Annotated in this window: 16 protein-coding genes and 1 pseudogene; 6 read left to right on the top strand and 11 right to left on the bottom strand. The window is 59.4% G+C overall.

Annotated features, from left to right (window positions below):
• Nucleotides 1-95: 95 nt before the first annotated feature.
• The 6 genes from ACIO0C_RS27400 to putP all read right to left on the bottom strand — a co-directional run bounded on the left by ACIO0C_RS27400 (nucleotide 96) and on the right by putP (nucleotide 5134).
• Nucleotides 96-497, bottom strand: a complete 402-nt coding sequence (locus ACIO0C_RS27400; protein ID WP_401316978.1) for a hypothetical protein — start codon at nucleotides 495-497, stop codon at nucleotides 96-98.
• Nucleotides 498-794: 297 nt separating this feature from the next.
• Nucleotides 795-1178: a hypothetical protein gene (locus ACIO0C_RS27395; protein WP_401316975.1), complete on the bottom strand. Its 384-nt coding sequence runs from the start codon at nucleotides 1176-1178 to the stop codon at nucleotides 795-797.
• Entirely contained in the window at nucleotides 1175-2026 is an 852-nt protein-coding gene (locus ACIO0C_RS27390) for a hypothetical protein (RefSeq protein ID WP_401316974.1), read from the bottom strand. Before ACIO0C_RS27390 ends, ACIO0C_RS27395 begins: the two co-directional genes overlap by 4 nt.
• Nucleotides 2027-2587: a PAAR domain-containing protein gene (locus tag ACIO0C_RS27385; RefSeq protein ID WP_401316971.1), complete on the bottom strand. Its 561-nt coding sequence runs from the start codon at nucleotides 2585-2587 to the stop codon at nucleotides 2027-2029.
• A 282-nt stretch (nucleotides 2588-2869) separates the two neighbouring features.
• Nucleotides 2870-3199: a hypothetical protein gene (locus tag ACIO0C_RS27380; protein WP_401316968.1), complete on the bottom strand. Its 330-nt coding sequence runs from the start codon at nucleotides 3197-3199 to the stop codon at nucleotides 2870-2872.
• A gap of 450 nt (nucleotides 3200-3649) precedes the next feature.
• Nucleotides 3650-5134 (bottom strand): sodium/proline symporter PutP, encoded by a 1485-nt coding sequence (putP, locus tag ACIO0C_RS27375; RefSeq protein WP_401316967.1) that lies wholly within the window; start codon nucleotides 5132-5134, stop codon nucleotides 3650-3652.
• A gap of 460 nt (nucleotides 5135-5594) precedes the next feature.
• On the opposite strand from putP, the gene putA reads away from it, so the two are divergent.
• Nucleotides 5595-9545, top strand: a complete 3951-nt coding sequence (gene putA / locus ACIO0C_RS27370) for a trifunctional transcriptional regulator/proline dehydrogenase/L-glutamate gamma-semialdehyde dehydrogenase (protein ID WP_401316965.1) — start codon at nucleotides 5595-5597, stop codon at nucleotides 9543-9545.
• Nucleotides 9546-9797: 252 nt separating this feature from the next.
• A complete protein-coding gene (locus ACIO0C_RS27365) occupies nucleotides 9798-11600 on the top strand; it encodes an acyl-CoA dehydrogenase (RefSeq protein WP_401316963.1) in 1803 nt (600 codons plus the stop codon).
• Between the two features lie 45 nt (nucleotides 11601-11645).
• On the opposite strand, the gene ACIO0C_RS27360 is transcribed toward ACIO0C_RS27365, so the two are convergent.
• The 4 genes and pseudogenes from ACIO0C_RS27360 to ACIO0C_RS27345 form a co-directional block, all read right to left on the bottom strand.
• Nucleotides 11646-12377 carry a methyl-accepting chemotaxis protein gene (locus tag ACIO0C_RS27360; RefSeq protein ID WP_401316993.1) on the bottom strand — a complete coding sequence of 244 codons (732 nt, stop codon included), beginning with the start codon at nucleotides 12375-12377 and terminating at the stop codon, nucleotides 11646-11648.
• 132 nt (nucleotides 12378-12509) lie between these two features.
• A pseudogene (locus ACIO0C_RS27355) lies at nucleotides 12510-13541 on the bottom strand (cache domain-containing protein); the annotation flags it as partial.
• Nucleotides 13542-13686: 145 nt separating this feature from the next.
• The gene (locus ACIO0C_RS27350; RefSeq protein ID WP_008058206.1) at nucleotides 13687-13986 is read right to left on the bottom strand and encodes a cell division protein ZapA; all 300 of its coding nucleotides are present in this window, start codon (nucleotides 13984-13986) and stop codon (nucleotides 13687-13689) included.
• Nucleotides 13983-14213 carry a hypothetical protein gene (locus ACIO0C_RS27345; RefSeq protein ID WP_180203959.1) on the bottom strand — a complete coding sequence of 77 codons (231 nt, stop codon included), beginning with the start codon at nucleotides 14211-14213 and terminating at the stop codon, nucleotides 13983-13985. The genes ACIO0C_RS27350 and ACIO0C_RS27345 overlap by 4 nt, the downstream gene beginning before the upstream one ends.
• Nucleotides 14214-14514: 301 nt before the next feature.
• On the opposite strand from ACIO0C_RS27345, the gene ACIO0C_RS27340 reads away from it, so the two are divergent.
• The 4 genes from ACIO0C_RS27340 (at nucleotide 14515) to trxC (ending at nucleotide 21661) form a co-directional block, all read left to right on the top strand.
• Nucleotides 14515-16257 (top strand): potassium/proton antiporter, encoded by a 1743-nt coding sequence (locus tag ACIO0C_RS27340; RefSeq protein WP_401316960.1) that lies wholly within the window; start codon nucleotides 14515-14517, stop codon nucleotides 16255-16257.
• Between the two features lie 34 nt (nucleotides 16258-16291).
• Complete coding sequence (gene mscK, locus ACIO0C_RS27335) at nucleotides 16292-19642, top strand: mechanosensitive channel MscK (RefSeq protein ID WP_401316958.1); 3351 nt, start codon at nucleotides 16292-16294, stop codon at nucleotides 19640-19642.
• Between the two features lie 48 nt (nucleotides 19643-19690).
• Nucleotides 19691-21154: a protein adenylyltransferase SelO gene (selO, locus tag ACIO0C_RS27330; protein ID WP_401316955.1), complete on the top strand. Its 1464-nt coding sequence runs from the start codon at nucleotides 19691-19693 to the stop codon at nucleotides 21152-21154.
• 72 nt (nucleotides 21155-21226) lie between these two features.
• Nucleotides 21227-21661 (top strand): thioredoxin TrxC, encoded by a 435-nt coding sequence (gene trxC / locus ACIO0C_RS27325; RefSeq protein ID WP_401316952.1) that lies wholly within the window; start codon nucleotides 21227-21229, stop codon nucleotides 21659-21661.
• A gap of 49 nt (nucleotides 21662-21710) precedes the next feature.
• Here the strand turns inward: trxC and ACIO0C_RS27320 are convergent, their stop codons facing one another.
• Nucleotides 21711-22481 (bottom strand): ParA family protein, encoded by a 771-nt coding sequence (locus tag ACIO0C_RS27320; RefSeq protein ID WP_401316949.1) that lies wholly within the window; start codon nucleotides 22479-22481, stop codon nucleotides 21711-21713.
• Nucleotides 22482-22682: the final 201 nt, after the last annotated feature.

The following is a 22682-nucleotide window of genomic DNA, read 5'->3' as shown; positions in this document are numbered from 1 at the left end:
GTGAGACTTTCGAGGTATTTGTAAGTCGCGAGCCGTTAGCTGCGATATTCTTTTCCAAAAAAAAATATCGAAATAAAATAAAAAACCCAACCGGCTTAAAAGCAGTTCTTTATTATTTTTTTATATGTTTCTTCGTTAGGATCCCGAAGATAATTGGAAATAATTAAAGATATAAAACTAACTGAAAACAATATTAAAGAAAACGCTGGCACCAGAGCTCCAAGCCCTGAATATGCTACCCGCCAATCCCGACCGCGAGGGCCGCCGGGCAACACAAGATGCTGATGAGAAATCGCATAAATTGAAAGTATCAAAAAAAGCAAAGAGGTGCCACCTAGCAGCAACTTTAATCGTATGGGTGCCTCCTTCAAAATATTGAAATTTCCTGCATCGTATATTTTTATCCTGCATGAAAGACACCGCCCTCCTTCTATTCGCGAGAAGCCATCTTCATCCAACACTCCACATTTTTTGCATTGTTTTAATTTAGGCTTCATTATTCACGATCCATCTGTTCATATAGAGGAGTTGTACAGACATTGCGTGTCATCGCAATACTTCTGGGTGCCGCGCTGACCCACGAGTGCTGCTACGGTGCGTGGGAGGGGGCTGAGGATTTTTGGAATTAATTCCCCATCCAACACAACCCCCCTGAATTGCAGGGCCTTCTGCAGTCGTTGGAGACTGCAAAGGCCGAATAGAAAACCTCATTTCAACCAACGCTGCGAGGCAGAGCAGAATATATAGCAGGAAGCTCATAGATAATGACTGACTAAGCGCAGGACCTGTGGTCGTTATATCCAGCCGACAATTACACCAATGCCACCAAATAAAAAAAACGATCCACAAAGGATTAATATTCCCCAGCGCCAAATGACAAGCTTGCGTTTAATTGTAGCCGGAAGATTGTCTATATCCTCGGCACTGAGAGAGCCACTTTTAATATGCCGCTCGGGGAACGCGACGAGCGCTGCTATTCCCGCAATCAAATGAAAGTGGCCCCACGCTCCGAGATGCCGATAATGGGACAAAGCCATGACTGCCGTGCTATTTTTCAGATGCTTAAGCATCACATCCATCTTGGTGTAGGCCAAGTAAAGGGCGAACCCTACCCAAATGAAGATCATCAGGAAAATCGCGCCACCGAAAAGGCCAAACGCAAATTTTGCAGGGCTCATTTACGCATCTCGTAAATAATTTCTCCCAATGACTCGCCAAGCCTGTTACCCACCGCACCACCTACTAACGATCCCGCCGTCACCACCACCACGCCACATACTAAGGTTCCGATTCCGGCCGTGGTCACGCCAACCGCGAGACAAATTCCACCAACAGTCTTAGCTGTTAAGGTCGCACCTATTAGAGCACCGCCTGCAATTTCGCCGGTGAAGCTGCCCGCCTCAGTAAATTTAACTCGCTTACAGGCCTCCGCATTGCCCGCCGCGCACACATTTTGAACCTTGAGGGCAGATGCTCCACCACCTACGGCCGTCCCGACCCAGCCGCCGTACTTGAGATACTTGGAAGCCTTCGCCACCCCCTCCAGATGAGTGGCGTACCCCGGCATCTGCCCCACGCCGCCGGCCTCCGTCCAGCGATGAACCAGACTGGGAGGCGAGAGGAACATTGCACGATTCAAATTGGGATGGTTGGGGAAGCCGATACCTTTGCGCGTCAGGCTTGTCAGGTGGATATCGAGTTGAGCGAGCAGCTTTTGGCGCTCTGTCAGAAACGTCGGTGAACTCAGATGGCCATCGCGTAGGAATGAATGCTGATGCAACGCTTCGATTTTTTTCAGGGTGTCGCTGACGTTATCCAGATTGTTTTTGAGAACACTTGCGCCGACGCCGATTGCGGTCGAGCCATGACCCAGGAAAGTCTGGATGGCATCACGGTGTTGCACCATGAAATCCGCCTCTTCGGGGCTAAGCGTTTCAAGGATCTGGTTAGTCCTGGCTGCCACGTCCATGAGCAGGGCTTCTTCACGGGTGCACTGGTAGTTGCTCGGATCGCTCAGCACGATCATCTAGCCGGCTTTGACGTCGCGCAGATTAGGATTGAGCAGCTTGAATTTACCCATCACCGCGGGGTCGCGCAGGGTGAACAAGGACGCTTCGAGCTGTTCGCGGGTGGTGCTTTTGGGCACGATGTAGAAGCCTGGTTCCTGGGCTGCTGCACTGCCTAAGGACACTGGCTTAGGGGTATTCGACGCAGACGCGAAACCGGCTGAACTTGGCGCTGCCGGATTGCCGGCGAGAGGTGCGGTCGGTTGCGCCGCGGCCCTTGTGGTCTGGGGCGCAGCATTGCTGCGCGACTCATAAGTGGCGGTAAACACCGAGGGGATCAACCTGGCTCTGCACGGGCAGGTGCTGTAGCTGTCCAGCGAGCCCGCCACGATCCTGCCATGACTGTTGATGTAGGAGACGCCTCCCACGATGGTGTAGGTTTCGTCGTTTTTCCCGCAGGAAACGCGGTCGCCTTCACGGGCATGGGCGATGCCAAACATCATGACACGCGTGTCGGCCTCCAAAACCTGGCCGCCGCAAGTGGTCTTGTCACCCAGGCGAATGAAATGTCCTTGTGCCATTGCTGATTTCCCTCTCTACGGGCGCCCCAGTCATGGAAAGCGCACCACTGTTAACGATCGATAAGCCGACTCGGGATGAGTGGCTTAGCGCAAAGTACGTGGACAGGGAGGAAACTCAAGACGGTTGAGAAAATCAGGAAATGTCTTACGAGCCGCACTGAAAAGGACCACGGATATTGGGGGGCCAATGCCTGATTTCGAAGCTGGCCTGCAAAAAAAAGGCCCGCACTATCAAGCTGCGAACCATTTTTTACATGTACGAATTCCATCCATAGGCGAGGCCTACGCCCCTGCTGAAGGCCGCGCCCGCAATCGCCGCCCAACCACATCCAGCACGTCACAGCCATCGCGCAGCGGAATGGCGCAGAGCAATGCAAAGTCGCTGAGGATAAAAGACTCACACTCGATGGAACCGCGCATGGACAGGTTCTCAAGCACCTGGGTAACTGCGCGGACTCTGTAGTTTGCGGCGTCCGCAAGGACGTCGAGTGGCGCGTGGGTGTCGACGAATAGGGTGGGCATATCGGTGCAGTTGCTGGTCAATGCCATGAAGCGGTTGTCGGGATGGGGAGTTGGTTTTTCGTAGGGCGGATCGGGGTGAATTGTTTTCATTAGTAGCTCCCAAAGATGAATCGGAGCTGCCATCAGCCTTCCTACAGGCTAGGGTGGCAGCTAAGCGCGGGGTAGGAATATCGAGACCTTGGGAAAACTCGACCACGCCGAAGCGTGCCCGCGCATAGCCGCCGCAACTGATCTTACGGACGCACATAAACGACCGCAAACCAAGTATTGACGCTAAGTGCTTCCCGTCGGTATTGAAGGGTTCCTACACCCCACCACTGAATTGTCAGTGACCATCGAAGACTATCCATGAAACCCACGCTCCACCAGTTCATGGAAACCGCTACGTCTTGAAGGAAACGTCCTAGGACCTTGCCCGGAAATTTCGCAAGACTGACGATGCTGCAGACTCAGATCTGAATTCAGTCCAAAAAAAACGGCCCACCTCCTACAGGAGACGGGCCGTTTTTTGCGAAAGCTCAGAGCCTCAGCTCATCCCCATCACTTGTTCAGACGGAAATCCGCCTCAGCCGCAGCAAAGCGCTGCAGCATGCCGCTAGTCGGCGTGCCCAGCTTGCTGACGATGTAGATCGCCAGGCTGGCGAAGATGAAACCAGGGATGATTTCGTACAGGCCCAGCAGTTCGAAGTGCTTCCAGACGATCACGGTGATCGCGCCGACCAGGATGCCGGCCAGTGCGCCGTTGCGGGTCATGTCTTTCCAGATCACGGAGATCAGTACGACTGGACCGAACGCGGCACCGAAACCTGCCCAGGCGTAGCTCACCAGGCCCAGTACGCGGTTTTCCGGGTTTGCTGCCATGGCGATGGCGATCAGGGCAACCAGCAGTACCATGGCGCGGCCGACCCAGACCAGTTCAACCTGGGAAGCGGATTTGCGCAGGAAGGTCTTGTAGAAGTCTTCGGTCAGGGCGCTCGAGCACACCAGCAGCTGGCAGCTCAGGGTGCTCATGACCGCCGCCAGAATGGCCGACAGCAAAACGCCGGCAACCCATGGGTTGAACAGGATTTTCGCCAGTTCGATGAACACACGCTCGTGGTTTTCGGTCACAGGACCGGCCACGTCAGGGTGTGCCGAGAAGTAAGCGATGCCGAAGAAGCCTACTGCCACGGTACCGCCCAGGCACAGGATCATCCAGGCCATGGAAATGCGACGGGCCTTGGCGATCGACTTAACCGAATCGGCCGCCATGAAACGCGCCAGGATGTGCGGCTGGCCGAAGTAGCCCAGGCCCCAGCCCATCAGCGAGATGATGCCGATGAAGGTGGTGTTTTTCAGCATGTCGAAGTTGCTGGCGTCCTGCGCTTCGATGGCCAGGAACGTGGTGTCGACGCCACCGGTAGCCAGCAGCACGATGATCGGCGTCAGCAGCAGGGCGAAGATCATCAGGGTCGCTTGTACGGTGTCAGTCCAGCTCACCGCCAGGAAACCGCCGACGAAGGTGTAGGCAATGGTCGCCGCAGCGCCGGCCCACAGCGCAGTCTCGTAGGACATGCCGAAGGTGCTTTCGAACAGACGAGCGCCAGCCACGATGCCGGATGCGCAGTAGATGGTGAAGAACACCAGGATCACGACGGCGGAGATGATCCGCAGCAGGCCGCTTTTGTCTTCGAAACGGCTGGAGAAGTAGTCCGGCAGGGTCAGCGCATCGCCGTTGTGCTCGGTCTGCACGCGCAGACGGCCGGCGACGAACAGCCAGTTCAGGTAAGCACCGACGATCAGGCCGATGGCGATCCAGCTTTCGGACAGACCGGACATGTAGATGGCGCCCGGCAGGCCCATCAACAACCAGCCGCTCATGTCGGATGCACCGGCGGACAACGCGGTCACGACGCTGCCCAGGCTACGACCGCCCAGGATGTAGTCGGAAAGGTTGTTGGTAGAGCGATAGGCCATGAAGCCGATCAGCACCATTGCTGCGATGTAGATCACGAACGTGATCAGGGTTGGATTGCTTACGCTCATTTAAGTGACGCCCTGGCTTTGTTTTTATGTAGCGGCGGCTGATGAATCGCTGGCAAACGGTGACGTTTGACAGACGATCCGCGATCCCGCGCATTTATGACCGATGTTTCCCCAGGAAAGCCATCGGCCGGCGCACCCGTCTTGGACTGGTTGCACCTTGGGCGCGAATGCTATTCAACAAAGCAAATAAGGTGCAACCCATTTCTGGCGAATAAGTTGCACCCAGTCGGAAATTTAATTTGAACCGGGTTTTTTGCTCCTTTTCGGAGCAAGAACGAGCGCCAACCAATCTAAAAAGCTCCAAGACGATTCAGCATTGGTACAGCGGAATTTATTTCCTGACGAACTGCCGTTTATTCCAGCAAAAAAAGGGTTGCACCCGGTTGCACCTCATTCATCGCACGGCTAATCTTGGCGCCAGCTGATGCCACGCAGTCGTGGCAAACATGAGGATAAAAACATGGCTACCACCACCCTTGGGGTCAAACTCGATGACCCGACCCGCGAACGCCTCAAGGCCGCCGCGACCTCGATTGATCGCACGCCGCACTGGCTGATCAAGCAGGCAATTTTCAATTACCTGGAAAAACTCGAGGGTGGTGCAACCCTGTCCGAGCTGAACGGTATTGCCAGGGACACTGATGAAGCGGGCGATATCCATGTCGACCACGCGCACCAGTGTTTCCTCGAATTCGCCGAAAGCATCCTGCCGCAATCGGTCTTGCGCGCGTCGATCACCGCCGCTTACCGTCGCCCGGAACCCGAAGTGGTGCCGATGCTGATCGAGCAGGCTCGCCTGCCGGCGCCGATGGCCGAGGCCACCAACAAGCTCGCTGCCTCGATCGCGGAAAAACTGCGCAACCAGAAGAGCGCCGGCGGCCGTGCCGGTATCGTTCAGGGCCTGTTGCAGGAGTTCTCCCTGTCGTCCCAGGAAGGCGTGGCACTGATGTGCCTGGCCGAGGCGCTGCTGCGTATTCCGGACAAAGGTACCCGTGACGCGCTGATCCGCGACAAGATCAGCACCGGCAACTGGCATCCGCACCTGGGCAACAGCCCGTCGCTGTTCGTCAACGCTGCGACCTGGGGCCTGCTGCTGACCGGCAAGCTGGTGTCCACGCATAACGAAGCGGGCCTGACTTCGTCCCTGAGCCGCATCATCGGCAAGAGCGGCGAACCGATGATCCGCAAGGGCGTCGACATGGCGATGCGCCTGATGGGCGAGCAGTTCGTCACCGGCGAAACCATCGCCGAAGCCCTGGCCAACGCCAGCAAGTTCGAAACCAAGGGTTTCCGCTATTCCTACGACATGCTCGGTGAAGCCGCACTGACCGAGCACGACGCGCAGAAGTACCTGGCCTCGTACGAACAAGCCATCCACTCGATCGGCAAAGCGTCCCACGGTCGCGGTATTTATGAAGGCCCGGGCATTTCGATCAAGCTGTCGGCCTTGCACCCGCGCTACAGCCGTGCCCAGTACGAGCGCGTGATGGATGAGCTGTACCCGCGCCTGCTGTCGCTGACCCTGCTGGCCAAGCAATACGACATCGGCCTGAACATCGACGCCGAAGAAGCCGACCGCCTGGAGCTGTCGCTGGATCTGCTCGAGCGCCTGTGCTTCGAACCGCAACTGACGGGCTGGAACGGTATCGGTTTCGTGATCCAGGCTTATCAGAAGCGTTGCCCGTACGTGATCGACTACGTGATCGACCTGGCTCGCCGCAGCCGTCATCGCCTGATGATCCGCCTGGTGAAAGGCGCGTACTGGGACAGCGAAATCAAGCGCGCCCAGGTCGAAGGCCTGGAAGGCTATCCGGTCTACACCCGCAAGGTGTACACCGACGTATCCTACATCGCTTGCGCACGCAAACTGCTGTCGGTGCCGGAAGTCATCTATCCGCAATTCGCCACCCACAACGCCCACACTTTGTCGGCCATTTATCACATCGCCGGCCAGAACTATTACCCTGGCCAGTACGAGTTCCAGTGCCTGCACGGCATGGGTGAACCGCTGTACGAACAGGTTGTAGGCAAGGTTTCCGAAGGCAAGCTGAACCGTCCGTGCCGCGTGTACGCACCGGTCGGCACTCACGAAACGCTGTTGGCTTACCTGGTACGTCGTCTGCTGGAAAACGGCGCGAACACCTCGTTCGTCAACCGTATCGCCGACCAGTCGATTTCGATCCAGGAGCTGGTGGCCGACCCGGTGGCGAGCATCGAGCAGATGGCGACCGTGGAAGGTGGCTTCGGCCTGCCGCACCCGCGCATTCCGCTGCCGCGTGACCTGTACGGCTGCGAACGCGCAAACTCCAGCGGCATCGACATGGCCAACGAACATCGCCTGGCTTCGCTGTCCTGCGCCCTGCTGGCCACCGCGCACAACAACTGGAAGGCCGCGCCGATGCTCGGTTGCGCTTCCAGCACTGAAACCCCTGCGCCGGTGCTGAACCCGTCCGACCTGCGTGACGTGGTTGGCCATGTACAGGAAGCGACCGTCGATGACGTCGACAACGCAATCCAGTGCGCCCTGAACGCCGCACCGATCTGGCAGGCCACCCCGCCGGCCGAACGCGCTGCGATCCTGGAACGCGCCGCCGATCTGATGGAAGCCGAGATCCAGCCGCTGATGGGCCTGCTGGCTCGCGAAGCCGGCAAGACTTTCGCCAACGCCATCGCCGAAGTGCGTGAAGCCGTGGACTTCCTGCGTTACTACGCGGTGCAGGCGCGCAACGATTTCACCAATGACGCCCACCGCCCTCTGGGTCCCGTGGTGTGCATCAGCCCGTGGAACTTCCCGCTGGCGATCTTCAGCGGCCAAGTGGCTGCGGCACTGGCTGCCGGTAACCCGGTACTGGCCAAGCCTGCGGAACAGACGCCGCTGGTGGCTGCTCAAGCCGTGCGCCTGCTGCTCGAAGCCGGAATTCCGCAAGGCGTTCTGCAACTGCTGCCGGGCCGTGGCGAAACCGTCGGCGCCGGCCTGGTGGGCGACGATCGCGTCAAAGGCGTGATGTTCACCGGTTCCACTGAAGTTGCGCGCCTGCTGCAACGCAACATTGCCGGTCGCCTGGACAGCCAGGGTCGTCCGATTCCGCTGATCGCCGAAACCGGTGGCCAGAACGCGATGATCGTCGACTCTTCGGCACTGACCGAACAGGTGGTGATCGACGTGGTGTCGTCGGCCTTCGACAGCGCCGGCCAGCGTTGCTCGGCCCTGCGCGTGCTGTGCCTGCAGGAAGATTCCGCCGACCGCGTCATCGAAATGCTCAAGGGCGCCATGGCTGAAAGCCGCCTCGGCAACCCTGAACGCCTGTCCGTAGACATCGGCCCGGTGATCGACGCCGAAGCCAAGGCTGGCATCGAGAAACACATCCAGGCCATGCGCGACAAAGGTCGCAGCGTGTACCAGGTGGCCATCGCCGACGCCGAAGAAGTGAAACGCGGCACCTTCGTGATGCCAACGCTGATCGAACTGGAAAGCTTCGACGAACTGCAACGGGAGATCTTTGGCCCAGTGCTGCACGTGGTGCGCTACAAGCGCAAGGACATCGATCAACTGATCGCCCAGATCAACGCTTCCGGCTACGGCCTGACGCTGGGCGTGCACACCCGTATCGACGAAACCATCGCCAAGGTGATCGACAACGTCAATGCCGGTAACGTCTACGTCAACCGTAACATCGTGGGCGCTGTGGTCGGCGTGCAGCCATTCGGCGGCGAAGGCCTGTCGGGTACTGGCCCGAAAGCCGGTGGTCCGCTGTACCTGTACCGCCTGCTGTCGACTCGCCCTACCGATGCGATCGAACAATCCTTCGCCCGTGGCGATGCCATTGCCGCACCAGACGTTCGTCTGCGTGACGCCATGAGCAAACCGCTGACCGCCCTCAAAGCTTGGGCTGACAGCAACAAGTTCGCCGACCTGAGCACCCTGTGCATGCAGTTCGCCGCACAATCGCAAAGCGGTATCACCCGCTTGCTGGCCGGTCCGACCGGCGAGCGCAACAGCTATGCGATCCTGCCGCGCGAACACGTACTGTGCCTGGCAGAAGTCGAAGGCGATCTGCTGACGCAATTGGCTGCGGTATTGGCTGTCGGCGGTTCGGCGGTATGGCCGGAAGCTGAACTGACCAAGGCCTTGCTTGCCCGTCTGCCGAAAGACATTCAGGCACGCATCAAGCTGGTTGCCGACTGGAACAAGGACGACGTGGTGATTGATGCGGTTCTGCATCACGGCCATTCCGACCAGTTGCGTGCGGTTTGCCAGCAGGTTGCTAAACGTGCAGGTGCCATTGTCGGGGTTCAGGGCTTGTCGCAGGGTGAGACCAACATTGCGTTGGAGCGTCTGGTGATCGAGCGTGCCTTGAGCGTTAACACCGCTGCGGCGGGTGGTAATGCCAGCCTGATGACCATCGGCTAACCCTCCCTTCACATGATCGTTCCCACGCTCCGCGTGGGAATGCAGCCCGGGACGCTCTGCGTCCCATCGGTGCCAGGCTCGAATCGGCAGTGTGGCTGGAACGCGGAGCGTCCCTTGAGGCGTTCCCACGCAGAGCGTGGGAACGATCTTTACCTCGCCTCATTCTGCCCCTTTATCACCACCATCAATCATCCTGTTCACCCTCCATTCCCACGCCTAGACTCGGCCCATCCCAATAAAAGGTAGGCCGCCATGTCCGAGACGTTGCTCAGTTCCCGCAATCTGGCTTTCGAGCTGTATGAAGTCCTCGATGCCGAGGGCCTGACCCAGCGCGAGCGTTTCGCCGAACACAATCGCGAAACCTTCGATGCCGCCTTGGGCACTGCCCGCAACATCGCCGAGAAGCTCTTCGCCCCGCACAACCGCAAGGGTGACGAGAACGAGCCGCGTTATGAGGACGGCCAGGCAATCCTGATTCCGGAAGTGAAACCAGCTGTGGACGCTTTCCTCGAAGCAGGATTCCTCAACGCTGCACGCAGTTTCGACGCTGGCGGCATGCAACTTCCTACCCTGCTGTCGCAAGCCTGCTTCGCGCACTTTCAATCGGCCAACGCGGCGTCGACCTCCTACCCGTTCCTGACCATGGGCGCGGCCAACCTGATTGAAAGCTTCGGTACCGAGGAGCAGAAACGCCGCTTCCTGCAGCCGATGATCGACGGTCGCTTCTTCGGCACCATGGCCCTGACCGAACCCCACGCAGGCTCGTCGCTGTCAGATATTCGTACACGGGCCGAGCCTGCGTCCGACGGCACCTATCGACTCAAGGGCAACAAGATCTTCATCTCCGGCGGCGACCACCCGCTGTCGGAAAACATCGTGCACATGGTCCTGGCCAAGCTGCCGGATGCACCCGCCGGTGTGAAGGGCATTTCGTTGTTTATCGTGCCCAAGTTCCTGGTCAACGATGATGGCAGCCTCGGCAAGCGCAACGACGTGCTGCTGGCCGGGCTGTTCCACAAGATGGGCTGGCGCGGCACCACCTCCACCGCACTGAATTTCGGCGATAACGGCGAGTGCGTCGGTTATCTGGTGGGCAAGCCGCACCACGGCTTGAGCTACATGTTCCAGATGATGAACGAAGCGCGCATTGGCGTCGGCATGGGCGCGGTGATGCTCGGTTACGCGGGCTATCTGTACTCGCTGGAATACGCCCGCGAACGCCCCCAGGGGCGTGTGCCCGACAGCAAGGACCCGAACACCGCGCCGGTGGCGATCATCCAGCACGCCGACGTCAAACGCATGTTGCTGACGCAAAAAGCCTACGTCGAAGGCTCGTTCGACCTCGGCCTGTACGCGGCGCGGCTGTTCGATGACACCACGACGCTGGAGACCGAAGCCGAACGCAAACAGGCCCATGAGCTGCTGGACTTGCTGACCCCGATAGTCAAATCCTGGCCGTCGGAGTTCTGCCTGAAGGCCAACGAACTGGCGATCCAGATCCTCGGCGGCCACGGTTATACCCGCGAATACCCGGTGGAACAGTACTACCGCGACAACCGCCTGAATCCGATTCACGAAGGCACCCACGGCATTCAGTCGCTGGACCTGCTGGGGCGCAAACTGGCTCAGAACGGCGGCGCGGGGCTCAAGCAATTGATCCGCCTGATCGCCGACACCGCCGAGCGCGCACAAGCCCACGAATCGCTGACTGCATTGCGTGAACCGCTGGAGAAACTGGTGGCACGCCTGCAAACCGTGACCATTGGCCTGCTGACAGACCTGGCCCAGGGCAAGGTCAACAGCAGCCTGGCGAACTCGGCGCTGTACCTGAAAGTGTTCGGCCACACCGTGATTGGCTGGCGCTGGCTGGAACAGGCGGTTCGCGCCGAGGAAGGGTTGGCCAAAGGGAATGCGGCGGATGTGGGCTTCTATAAAGGCAAGTTGCAGGCGGCGCGTTACTTCCTGACGTGGGAAGTGCCCGCCTGCCACCATGAATTGGCGATTCTTGAGGCGCGGGATGATGTTTGCCTGGGCATGCAGGATGAGTGGTTCTGATCCACCCGTACCGATCGTTCCCACGCTCTGCGTGGGAACGATCAGTTAGCGGAGTTTGAACCCACCCATCTGCCGCGCCAGATCATCCGCCAGCCGCTGCAACGTCTGGCAATCCTCCCGACAAGCCCTGACCTCCCCCGCCGTCGCCCGCGCCAGATCGGAAATCCCCTGCACGTTGCGGTTGATCTCCTCGGTCACCGCCGACTGCTCCTCTGTCGCCGTCGCCACTTGGTGGTTCATGTCACTGATGCGCTCGACCTGCCCGGTAATCGCCGTCAACGAAGCCCCGGTGCGCTGGCTCGACTCAACCCCCGTACCCGTCGCTGCTTGCCCGGTGTGCATCGACGACACTGCATTCTCCGCGCCCTGCTTGAGGCTGCCAATCATCTGCTGGATCTCGTCGGTGGAAGCCTGTGTACGTCGAGCCAAGGTGCGCACTTCATCGGCAACCACCGCAAACCCGCGCCCCATATCCCCGGCCCGCGCGGCCTCAATGGCGGCGTTGAGCGCCAGCAGGTTGGTCTGTTCGGAAATCCCGCGAATCACCGCCAGCACCTGGTCGATCGATGCTACCTGATTCGCCAGCTCGCCTACGGCGCTGGCGGCAACACCGATTTCGTCGGACATACTTTCAATATGGCGGATCGACCCTCCGACCACCTCCCGCGCCTGCATGGCTTCATCTCGGGCGTTTTGTGAAGCGACTGCCGCGTTACCGGCGTTTTGCGCAATTTCCTGCACGGTCAGGCCCATTTCATGGACAGCAGTGGCGACCATGTCCGTCATCTCCTGCTGGCGCCCGGAACGCTCAGCGGTGTTGTCCACCACCCGCGCCACCTGGCCGACGGCGGTACGCAAGCGTTCGCTGGTGGCCAGTACTTCGCCAATCATCTCACGCTGGCTGTCGAGGAATCGATTGAAGCCGCGCGCCAGGTCACCGAGTTCATCGGCGCGGCTGGAATCTAACCGGTGGGTCAAATCTCCACCACCGCTACCGATAGCTACCAGCGCCGCTGTTACCTGACGAATCGGTCGTACCAGCCCTCGGGCCAGCAATACCACCAGCAACAGGCACACCAGGGCCACCGCCAGGCCAATTGCGCCACTCATCCACATGGCGCGACGGGCTTCGGCGTAGATTTGCGACTGTGGCACTTCGGCCACCAGGGTCCAGCCCAGATCTCGAAGGGGCAGGCTCAACGCCAGGAAATCTTCGTCATCGCGCACAAACGCAGACGTCTTGGAAGTAGAGAGCTGGCCCATCACGGCTTGCGCAGCCGGCTCGCCGATCTGTTCGGCCAGGGTACGCTTGCCGCTGAGTTGCGCCTCGGGATGGACCTGGATCAAACCGTCGGAACGGACAAGATAGACCTTGCCACGCTCACCGAAGCTGAAGTTGTGGATCAGCTCAGACAGCTCTTTCATGCTCAGGCCCAGTCCGGCAACGCCCACGACCTTCCCGGCCTTCTCGACTTTAAGGTCGATGAAAAGCGCCAGTTCTCCAGTGGCCGAATCGTTGTCGATATTGAGGGTGCGCGGCTGGTCGCTGTCGAGGAACGCATAGAACCAGGCGTCTTTGGGATTGGCACGACTGAGGGTCCGGTCCAGGCCTTTTTCGTTGAAGTAATGGTTGGACGCCGTGCCGACCATCAACGCGGTAAAGGCTTTGTGCTCGGCGCGCACGCCTTCCAGGTAAGTGGTAAACGTGCTGGTCTGGGCACTGTCTTCACCCGCGGCCAGCCAGTCGCGCACCATGCTGTTGCTGGCGATGTCCTTGGCGGCGGTGAGGGGTTGCACGAGGATGCGCTCGATGTCGTTGCGCATCGCTTCGATGCTCGACGGCAGTGCCTGCTCGACCAGATAGCGCTGGGCGAGGCGGTTGACCACCAGGGTATAAACGCCAACCACGATCAGAATGCTGACCAGCAGGGCGGTGCCCATGCTCAAGATCAACTGCCACTGAATACTGCGTCGCCAGAACTGCATGGAGCACCCCCAAAGAATAAGAGGCTGAAACACTGCAACAGCCGTGCCGATTGTATACAACTAAACCGACAATTTATTCTTTGGTTGTGCGCAAAGCCGATCAGGCCTGATTGATCGTCTTGGAGATCACTTCAACCGTGGCGCTGACTTGCTCTTGGTAACGGTCGAGTTCCTGCTTGTGGCGCTTTTGCATTTCGATCTGCTGGGAACACAGATTCATCGCCGCCAGCACCAGCAGTCGGTCACCGATCAGGGTCGGGTACTTCTTCTTGGTGTCGGCCAGCGCAGCCTTCAACATCAATGCGGCGTCCAGCAGGGTCTGTTCTTCCCCGGCCGGAGCCCTGATCGAATAGTCCTCCCCCAGGATCGAGACGACTTTTACCCCTGCGCCGTAACTCATGCGCCGACAGGGCCAGCGCTGACGCGCTCAACCAGGGCCTGGATGCGTGCCACGGTGGCGCCTTGTTTCTCTTCCTGTTCCATCAGGCTCAGTTGCAGGCTTTCGTTTTCATCCTTGGCCTGGGCCAGTTCGGCGCTCAGGGTCTGGTTAGTGCTGACCAAGGCCTGGTTCTGTTGCACCAGATCGCTGACCAGTTGTTCCAATTGGCTTAGGGATGCTTCCAACATTTTGATTTTCCGGGCATTTTCAAAGGGCGCGTACGATAAAGAAAAGTCACGGTGGATGCCAGGGTTATACGGGCGCAAGGCCTTGATTTTCCTGACCAGTGACCATTCTCGCGAACTGTAGAGACTGTGATTGGCCAATCTGGTTCCTGCACTTCGTCGCCATGGCGCAAATCAACGAACGTCCGCCGGCGAATCGCGCAAAGCTTTTTGACAGCATCACAATTCAACAGGTTAGAATCGATGGCACGCAGACTGCATGGTCAGTTTGTGCCCGCCTTTCAGCCTTTCCGGAGTACTGCCTTTGAATGCGACGACCATCAACAGCCTGTTCTTAATCGGCGCGTTGCTGGTAGGTGCGAGCATTCTGGTGAGTTCACTGTCGTCGCGCCTCGGCATCCCGATCCTGGTGATCATCCTGGCTGTGGGCATGGCGGCCGGCGTCGACGGCGGCGGCATTATTTTCGACAACTACCCCACCGCGTATCTGGTCGGCAACCTGGCACTGGCAGTGATCCTGCTGGACGGTGGTTTGCGTACCCGCGTATCGAGTTTCCGCGTGGCGTTATGGCCGGCGCTGTCGCTGGCCACGATCGGCGTGCTGATCACCACCGGGTTGACCGGCATGGCCGCGGCCTGGCTGTTCGACCTGAACCTGATCCAGGGCCTGCTGATCGGCGCTATTGTCGGCTCCACCGACGCCGCGGCGGTGTTTTCGCTGCTGGGCGGCAAAGGCCTGAACGAACGGGTAACCGCCAGCCTGGAAATCGAATCCGGCAGCAACGACCCGATGGCGGTGTTCCTCACCGTGACCTTGATCGACATGCTTGCCAGTGGCCAGACCGGCCTGCAATGGAGCCTGCTGACCCACCTGCTGCGCGAGTTCGGCATCGGCGGCGTCATCGGCCTGGGCGGTGGCTGGCTGATGCTGCAACTGGTCAACCGGATCAACCTGGCCACCGGCCTCTATCCAATCCTGGTCATTGCTGGTGGCCTGGTGGTGTTCGCCCTGACCAACGCCCTGCACGGCAGCGGATTTCTGGCGGTTTACCTGTGCGGCCTGGTTATCGGTAACCGGCCGGTGCGCAGCCGCCACGGCATCTTGCACATGCTCGACGGCATGGCCTGGCTGGCGCAGATCGGCATGTTCCTGGTGCTGGGGCTGCTGGTCACGCCTCACGATCTGTTGCCGATTGCCCTGCCGGCGCTGGGCCTGGCGCTGTGGATGATCCTGTTTGCCCGGCCGCTATCGGTAATGGTTGGCCTCCTACCGTTCAAGGCGTTCCACGGACGCGAGAAGGCGTTCATTTCCTGGGTGGGCCTGCGCGGTGCGGTTCCGATCATTCTGGCGGTGTTCCCGCTGATGGCTGGCCTGCCCAACGCCCAGCTGTACTTCAACCTCGCCTTCTTTATCGTGCTGGTGTCGCTGCTGGTGCAGGGCACAAGCCTGCCGTGGATCGCCAAGCTGCTGAAGGTGACGGTGCCACCGGAGCCTGCGCCAATCTCCCGTTCAGCCCTGGAAGTGCACGTCACCAGCGAGTGGGAACTGTTCGTTTATCGCCTCGGTGCCGAAAAATGGTGCATCGGTTCGCACCTTCGCGAGCTGAAAATGCCCGAAGGCACCCGGATTGCAGCCCTGTTTCGTGGCGAACAACTGCTCCATCCGTCGGGTAGTACGGTGCTGGAAGTCGATGATTTGCTGTGTGTTATCGGCCATGAACACAACCTGCCAGCCCTTGGAAAACTGTTCAGCCAGGCACCGCAACGCGGCCTCGATTTGCGCTTCTTCGGCGACTTCGTCCTCGAAGGAGACGCCCAGCTGGCCGCGGTTGCCGCCCTGTACGGGTTGAAGGTCGAAGGCATTGATCCGGACATGTCGCTGGGGCACTTCATTGCCCAGAAGGTAGGGGGGGCACCCGTGGTTGGTGACCAGGTGGAATGGAACAACACCATCTGGACCGTTGCGGTCATGGAGGGGAACAAGATCGGCAAAGTGGGCGTCAGATTCCCCGAAGGAAGTCGCCCCGGCCCGGGACTCTTCCTCTAAACTCCATTCTTCGTCTCGTTTTCGATCGGTCACTATGTCAAGCCTGCGCACCTTTTTCGTCATGGTCCTTTTGGGCCTGAGCCTCTCTGTCGGTACATTACAAGCCGCCGAACCGCCCACCCGCGAATCCGTGCAGGCGAGCCTGGACAAGATCGCGGACCGCAAACTGCCGGAAGCCGATCAAAAGGCCCTGCAGTCCGTCCTGCAGAGCACGCTGACACAGCTCAACAACAAGCGCGATTACGAGCAGAAGCTGGTCGACCTCAAGCAACAACTGGCCAGTGCGCCCAAATTGACTATTGAGAACCAGCGTGAACTGGCTCGCCTGAAGGCCAGCAGCGTAGTACCGGTAGCGCAACGTTTTGCCAAAGAGTCGATTCAGCAACTTGAGCAACTGCTCACCGAACGTGCGACCCAGCAAAGTGATCTGCAAAAAGCCCTGGGCGACGCCAACAGCCTGATCATTACCGCCCAGACTCGGCCCGAACGCGCCCAAGCGGAAATTTCCGCCAGCCAGACGCGCATCCAGCAGATCAACAACATCCTCAAGGCCGGCAAAGACGCCGGCAAGACCCTGAGCGCCGAGCAGCGCGACCAGCTCAATGCCGAGCTCACGGCATTGAACGCCCTGATCCCGCTGCGCCGCCAGGAACTGGCGGGCAATACCCAGCTGCAAGACCTGGGTAACAGCCAGCATGATCTGTTGACGGAAAAGTCCGATCGCCTGGATCAGGAAATCCAAGAACTGCAAAACCTGATCAACCAGAAGCGCCTCGCACAGTCACAGGAAACGGTCACCCAGCAATCGATCGAAGCACAGAAGGCCGGCGGCAGCAGCCTGCTGGCCGTCGAAAGCACGGCCAACCTGAAGCTCTCGGACTACCTGCTCAAAAGCACCGACCGTCTCAACGAAGTCACGCAGAAAAACCTGCAAACCAAACAACAACTGGACAGCCTGACCCAGAGCGATTCAGCCCTGGACGAGCAGATAAACGTGCTCAAGGGCAGCCTGCTGCTCTCCAAGATTCTCTACAAACAGAAACAGGCCTTGCCACGCCTTCGGGTCGACCGTGACCTGGCGGACCAGATCGCCGACATTCGCCTGTATCAATTCGAAGTCAGCCAGCAACGGGAGCTGCTCAGCAACCCGGCGACCTACGTCGATAATTTGCTGTCGACTCAGCCGCCCGAGCAAGTCACGCCACAGCTGCGCAAAACCCTGCTGGAGCTGGCCACCACCCGTGCCGACCTGCTGGAGCGGCTGAACCGCGAACTGAGCGCGGTGCTCAACGAATCCATCACCCTGCAACTGAACCAGAAGCAACTGCTCAGTACTGCGCAAAGCCTGCGGGCGACACTCGATGAGCAGATGTTCTGGATTCCCAGCAACAAGCCGCTGGATGTGGAGTGGATGCGCGCCGTTCCGGAACGCCTGAACCGCCAGGTCGATACCCTGCCCTGGGCTTCGAGCCTGAGTGAACTGGTCGACGGCCTGACCCAGCGCCCCCTGCTATTCCTGCCGCTGGCGCTGCTGATTGGCGCTCTGCTATGGCGACGCAAGCAGTTGTATGCCCGCCTGAACAAGGTTCACCAGGACATCGGCCATTTCAAGCGTGACAGCCAGTGGCACACGCCCCAGGCCATTTTGATCAACATCCTGCTGGCAATGCCGGTGTCGCTGGGCCTCGCCTTGTGTGGCCTGGCCCTGCAAATCGACGCCCGCGGGCAGAACGCGAGCATGGGCGCGGCATTGCTGCAAATGGCCGGGGCCTGGCTGGTGTTTTACACCGCTTACCGAATCCTTGCGCCGGGTGGCGTGGCGGAACTGCACTTCCGCTGGGAAAAACCCCAGGTGGAGTTCCTGCGAGGCTGGGTCCGTCGCCTTGGCATGGTGGTGATGGCGCTGGTCACCGTGGTGGCGGTGGCGGAACTGCAACCGGCGGCACTGGCTGATGACGTGCTTGGCATGCCGGTGGTACTGATCTGCTACGCCTTGATGACCTGGCTGCTCAGTCGCTTGCTGATCAGCAGCCCGACCCACGAAAACGCCTCGCTGTTCCGCAAGGCCCTGGGTATTGTGTTTACCGCACTGCCTATCGCGTTGTTCGTGGCCGTGTGCTTCGGCTACTACTACACCGCGCTCAAACTCAGTGACCGGTTGATCAACACCCTTTACCTGCTGATGTTCTGGCTGGTGATCGAAGCGACCTTCGTGCGCGGCCTGAGCGTGGCGGCACGCCGCCTGGCTTACCAGCGCGCCTTGGCCAAACGCCAGGCGGCGAAAGAGGCCGGCGATGGCGAAGCGGTCATCGAAGAACCGACGATGGACATCGAGAAGGTCAATGAACAATCCCTGCGCCTGATTCGCCTGGCGCTGCTGGGCGGCTTCATCGCTGCGCTGTACTGGGTCTGGGCCGACCTGATCACGGTGTTCTCGTACCTGGACAACGTCACCCTCTACGAATACACCAGCGGTACCGGCGCCAACATGAGCATGGTGCCGATCAGTATCGGCGACATGCTCGGCGCGCTGATCATCATCGGCATCACCTTTGCCCTGGCGCGTAACTTGCCCGGTCTGCTGGAAGTGTTCGTGCTGTCGAAGCTGAACCTGGCCCAAGGCAGCGCCTACGCCACCACCACGCTGCTGTCCTACGTGATCGCCGGTATCGGCTTCGTCTCGACCCTGTCGACCCTCGGCGTGAGCTGGGACAAGTTGCAATGGCTGGTCGCGGCGCTATCGGTCGGCCTCGGCTTCGGTATGCAGGAGATCTTCGCCAACTTCATATCCGGCATCATGATCCTGTTCGAACGCCCGGTGCGCATCGGCGACACCATCACCATCGGCAACCTGTCGGGCACGGTGAGCAAGATCCGCATCCGCGCCACCACCATCACCGACTTCGACCGCAAGGACATCATTGTCCCGAACAAGACGTTCATTACCGGGCAACTGATCAACTGGTCGCTGACCGACACCATCACCCGCGTGACGCTCAAGCTCGGGGTCGATTACGGCTCGGACCTGGATCTGGTCAAAGAGCTGCTGTTGAAAGCCGCACGGGAAAACCCGCGGGTCCTCAAGGAACCCGAGCCGCACGTGTACTTCCTGAACTTCGGCGAAAGCACCCTCGACCACGAGTTGCGCATGCATGTGCGCGACCTCGGCGACCGCAACCCGGTGCTCGACGAGGTCAACCGCTTCATCAACCGCGAGTTCAAGAAGCAGCACATCAACATCTCGTTCCGCCAGATGGAGGTCTACCTGAAGAATCTCCACGGCCAGGAATACAAGATGGTCCCGATCGAACCGGAAGCGAAAACCATCGTGCCATTGGTCGACGGTAAGTCGGCGCAAGAACCGCCTGCCGCCAAACTCGACTAACCGGCCATTCCCCAGCAGAATGCTCGGACATTCTGCTGGAGCCGGCCCTTGAAAGCCCTCGACGAACTGACCTTCGACAATCGCTTCGACCGCCTGGGCGATGCGTTTTCTGCCCACGTGCTGCCCGAACCTATCGATAACCCGCGCTTGGTGGTCGCGAGTCCGGCTGCCATGGCGTTACTCGACCTCGACCCTGCCGTGGCCGAAACCCAAGAGTTCGCCGAGCTGTTCAGCGGCCACAAACTCTGGGCTGACGCGATTCCCAGGGCGATGGTCTATTCCGGTCACCAGTTCGGTTCCTACAACCCGCAATTGGGCGATGGCCGCGGCCTGTTGCTGGGCGAGGTGTACAACGAGGCCGGCGAGCATTGGGACCTGCACCTCAAGGGCGCCGGTCAGACACCCTTTTCGCGCATGGGCGATGGGCGCGCAGTGCTGCGCTCCTCGATCCGCGAATTCCTCGCCTCCGAAGCCTTGCAGGCGCTGAATATCCCGACCACTCGGGCGCTTTGCGTCATTGGCTCCGACACCCCGGTCTGGCGCGAAAAACAGGAGCGCGCGGCCATGGTCCTGCGCCTGGCACCGAGCCATGTGCGCTTTGGGCATTTCGAATACTTCTACTACACCAAACGCCCCGAGCAGCAGAAAGTGCTGGGTGAGCATGTTCTGGCCATGCACTTTCCCGAGTGCCTGGAACAACCGGAACCGTACCTGGCGATGTTCCGCGAAATCGTCGAGCGCAACGCCGAACTGATCGCCAAGTGGCAGGCCTACGGGTTCTGCCACGGGGTGATGAACACCGATAACATGTCGATCCTCGGCATTACCTTCGACTTCGGCCCATTCGCCTTCCTCGACGACTTCGACGCCAATTTCATCTGCAACCACTCCGATGACCAGGGCCGCTATTCATTCAGCAACCAGGTGCCCATTGGCCAGTGGAACCTCAGCGCCCTGGCCCAGGCCCTGACACCGTTCATCAGCGTCGAAGCCCTGCGCGAAACCCTCGGCCTGTATCTGCCGCTGTTCCAGGCCCACTACCTGGACCTGATGCGCCGCCGCCTGGGCCTGACCACCGCCGAGGACGACGACCAGAAGCTGCTGGAGCATCTGCTGCAACTGATGCAGAACAGCGCCGTCGATTACAGCCTGTTCTTCCGGCGCCTGGGCGATGACTCACCCGAAGCGGCCATCGCCCGTTTGCGCGATGACTTCGTCGACCTCAAGGGTTTTGATGCCTGGGGCGAGCTCTACGTCGCCCGTGTGGCCCGTGAAGGCGAGGTGGATCAGGAGGAGCGTCGCAAGCGGATGCATGCGGTGAATCCGCTGTACATCCTGCGCAACTACCTGGCGCAGAAGGCCATCGATGCGGCGCAAAGTGGCGACTACTCGGAAGTTCGCCGACTGCACGCCGTGCTGAGCAAGCCGTTCGAGGAACAACCGGGGATGGAAAGCTACGCCGAGAGGCCGCCGGAGTGGGGCAAGCATCTGGAGATCAGTTGTTCGTCGTGAGGTGCCACGCGATTGAAAATCCGAGCGGGTGGCTCCAGATAAGGATTACTCGCTTCTCACTGGATATACCTCATGACTGAACCACTCCTCATCCCCTGCCCCCACTGTAACGGCCTCAACCGTATTCCCGCCGAGCGCCTGGGTGACCATCCGAAATGCGGACGCTGCAAGGCCGAGGTCCTGCTGAACAAGCCCTTCGAACTCAAGCAAGGCGATTACGCCAGTCAGATCAAGGGCGATCTGCCGCTTTTGGTGGATGTGTGGGCGGACTGGTGCGGGCCGTGCAAGTCGTTTGCGCCGGTGTTCGAGCAGGCGGCAGGGCAATTGGCCGGCAAGTGTCGACTGGCCAAGCTGGACAGCGAGGCGAACCAGCAATTGTCGGCGCAGTTGGGGATTCGCTCGATTCCGAGCCTGATTCTGTTCAAGAACGGCCGGGAAGTGGCGCGCCAGAGCGGGGCGTTCCCATTACCGCAATTGATGAGCTGGTTGCGAAGCCAGGGAGTCTAAACGATCGCAGCCTGTGCAGGAGCTGCCGCAGGCTGCGATCTTTTGATCTTCAGCTTTTTTCCAGCAGATTGTGCAACTCGACAAACTGCTGCGTCAGCTTGTGCCGCGGGTCGAGATGGATCAGCGGCGTGTTGGCCTGATGGGATTCGCGCATGCGCACCGAGCTGCCCAGGTACACCGGCAGCACCGGCAGGCCTTCGGCGATCAATTCATCGAGGATTTGCTGGGGCAGGCTGGCGCGGGCCTGGAACTGGTTGACCACGATGCCCTCGACTTCCAGACCTTCGTTGTGGTCATCTTTCAGTTCTTCTATTTCAGCCAGCACACCGTAAAGCGCCTGCCGGGAGAAACTGTCGCAATCAAAGGGGATCAATACACGATCAGCGGCAATCAGCGCCGAAACCGCATAAAAATTCAATGCCGGCGGCGTATCCAGATAGATTCGGTCGTAATCTTCATCAAGCTCTTCGAGCAATTTACGCAGCTTGTTGATCTTGTGCTTGGCCTCAAGTTTGGGCTGCAAGTCCGCCAACTCGGCGGTAGCGGTCACGACATGGAGATTGTCGAACGGCGTTTCGTAGATGTCGACCTGGTTCTTCTTGGAGAAAGGCCCGGATGACAAGGTCTGCTTGAAGAAATCGGCAATACCCATCGGGATATCGTCACCGGTGAGTCCCGTCAGGTACTGAGTGGAGTTGGCCTGGGCATCGAGATCGACCAACAGGGTGCGATAGCCCTCGCTGGCGCTGACCGCCGCCAGATTGCAGGCAATACTGGATTTGCCCACGCCACCTTTCTGATTGAACACCACGCGCCGCATTGCAAAACCTCCGTGTATCAAAGAATGACCGAGTGTAGTGGTGCACGGCATGGCTTCGCTACCTCGCACGCACAGGGACTACACAGTCAGCGGCTTTTTCTGGTCAAAACAGCCGCTGGTGCCTATGTGAACCGTGGCCAAAGCCGACAGACGGCCCGATGAAAATGTGAATAATTGCCAAACGTTCAATTTTTGCGAACT

The sequence above is a fragment of the Pseudomonas sp. NPDC087336 genome (assembly GCF_044744285.1).
Lineage (GTDB): Bacteria > Pseudomonadota > Gammaproteobacteria > Pseudomonadales > Pseudomonadaceae > Aquipseudomonas.
The sequence above is the reverse complement of the archived record's forward strand: the minus strand, read 5'-3'. Positions and strand labels throughout refer to the sequence as shown.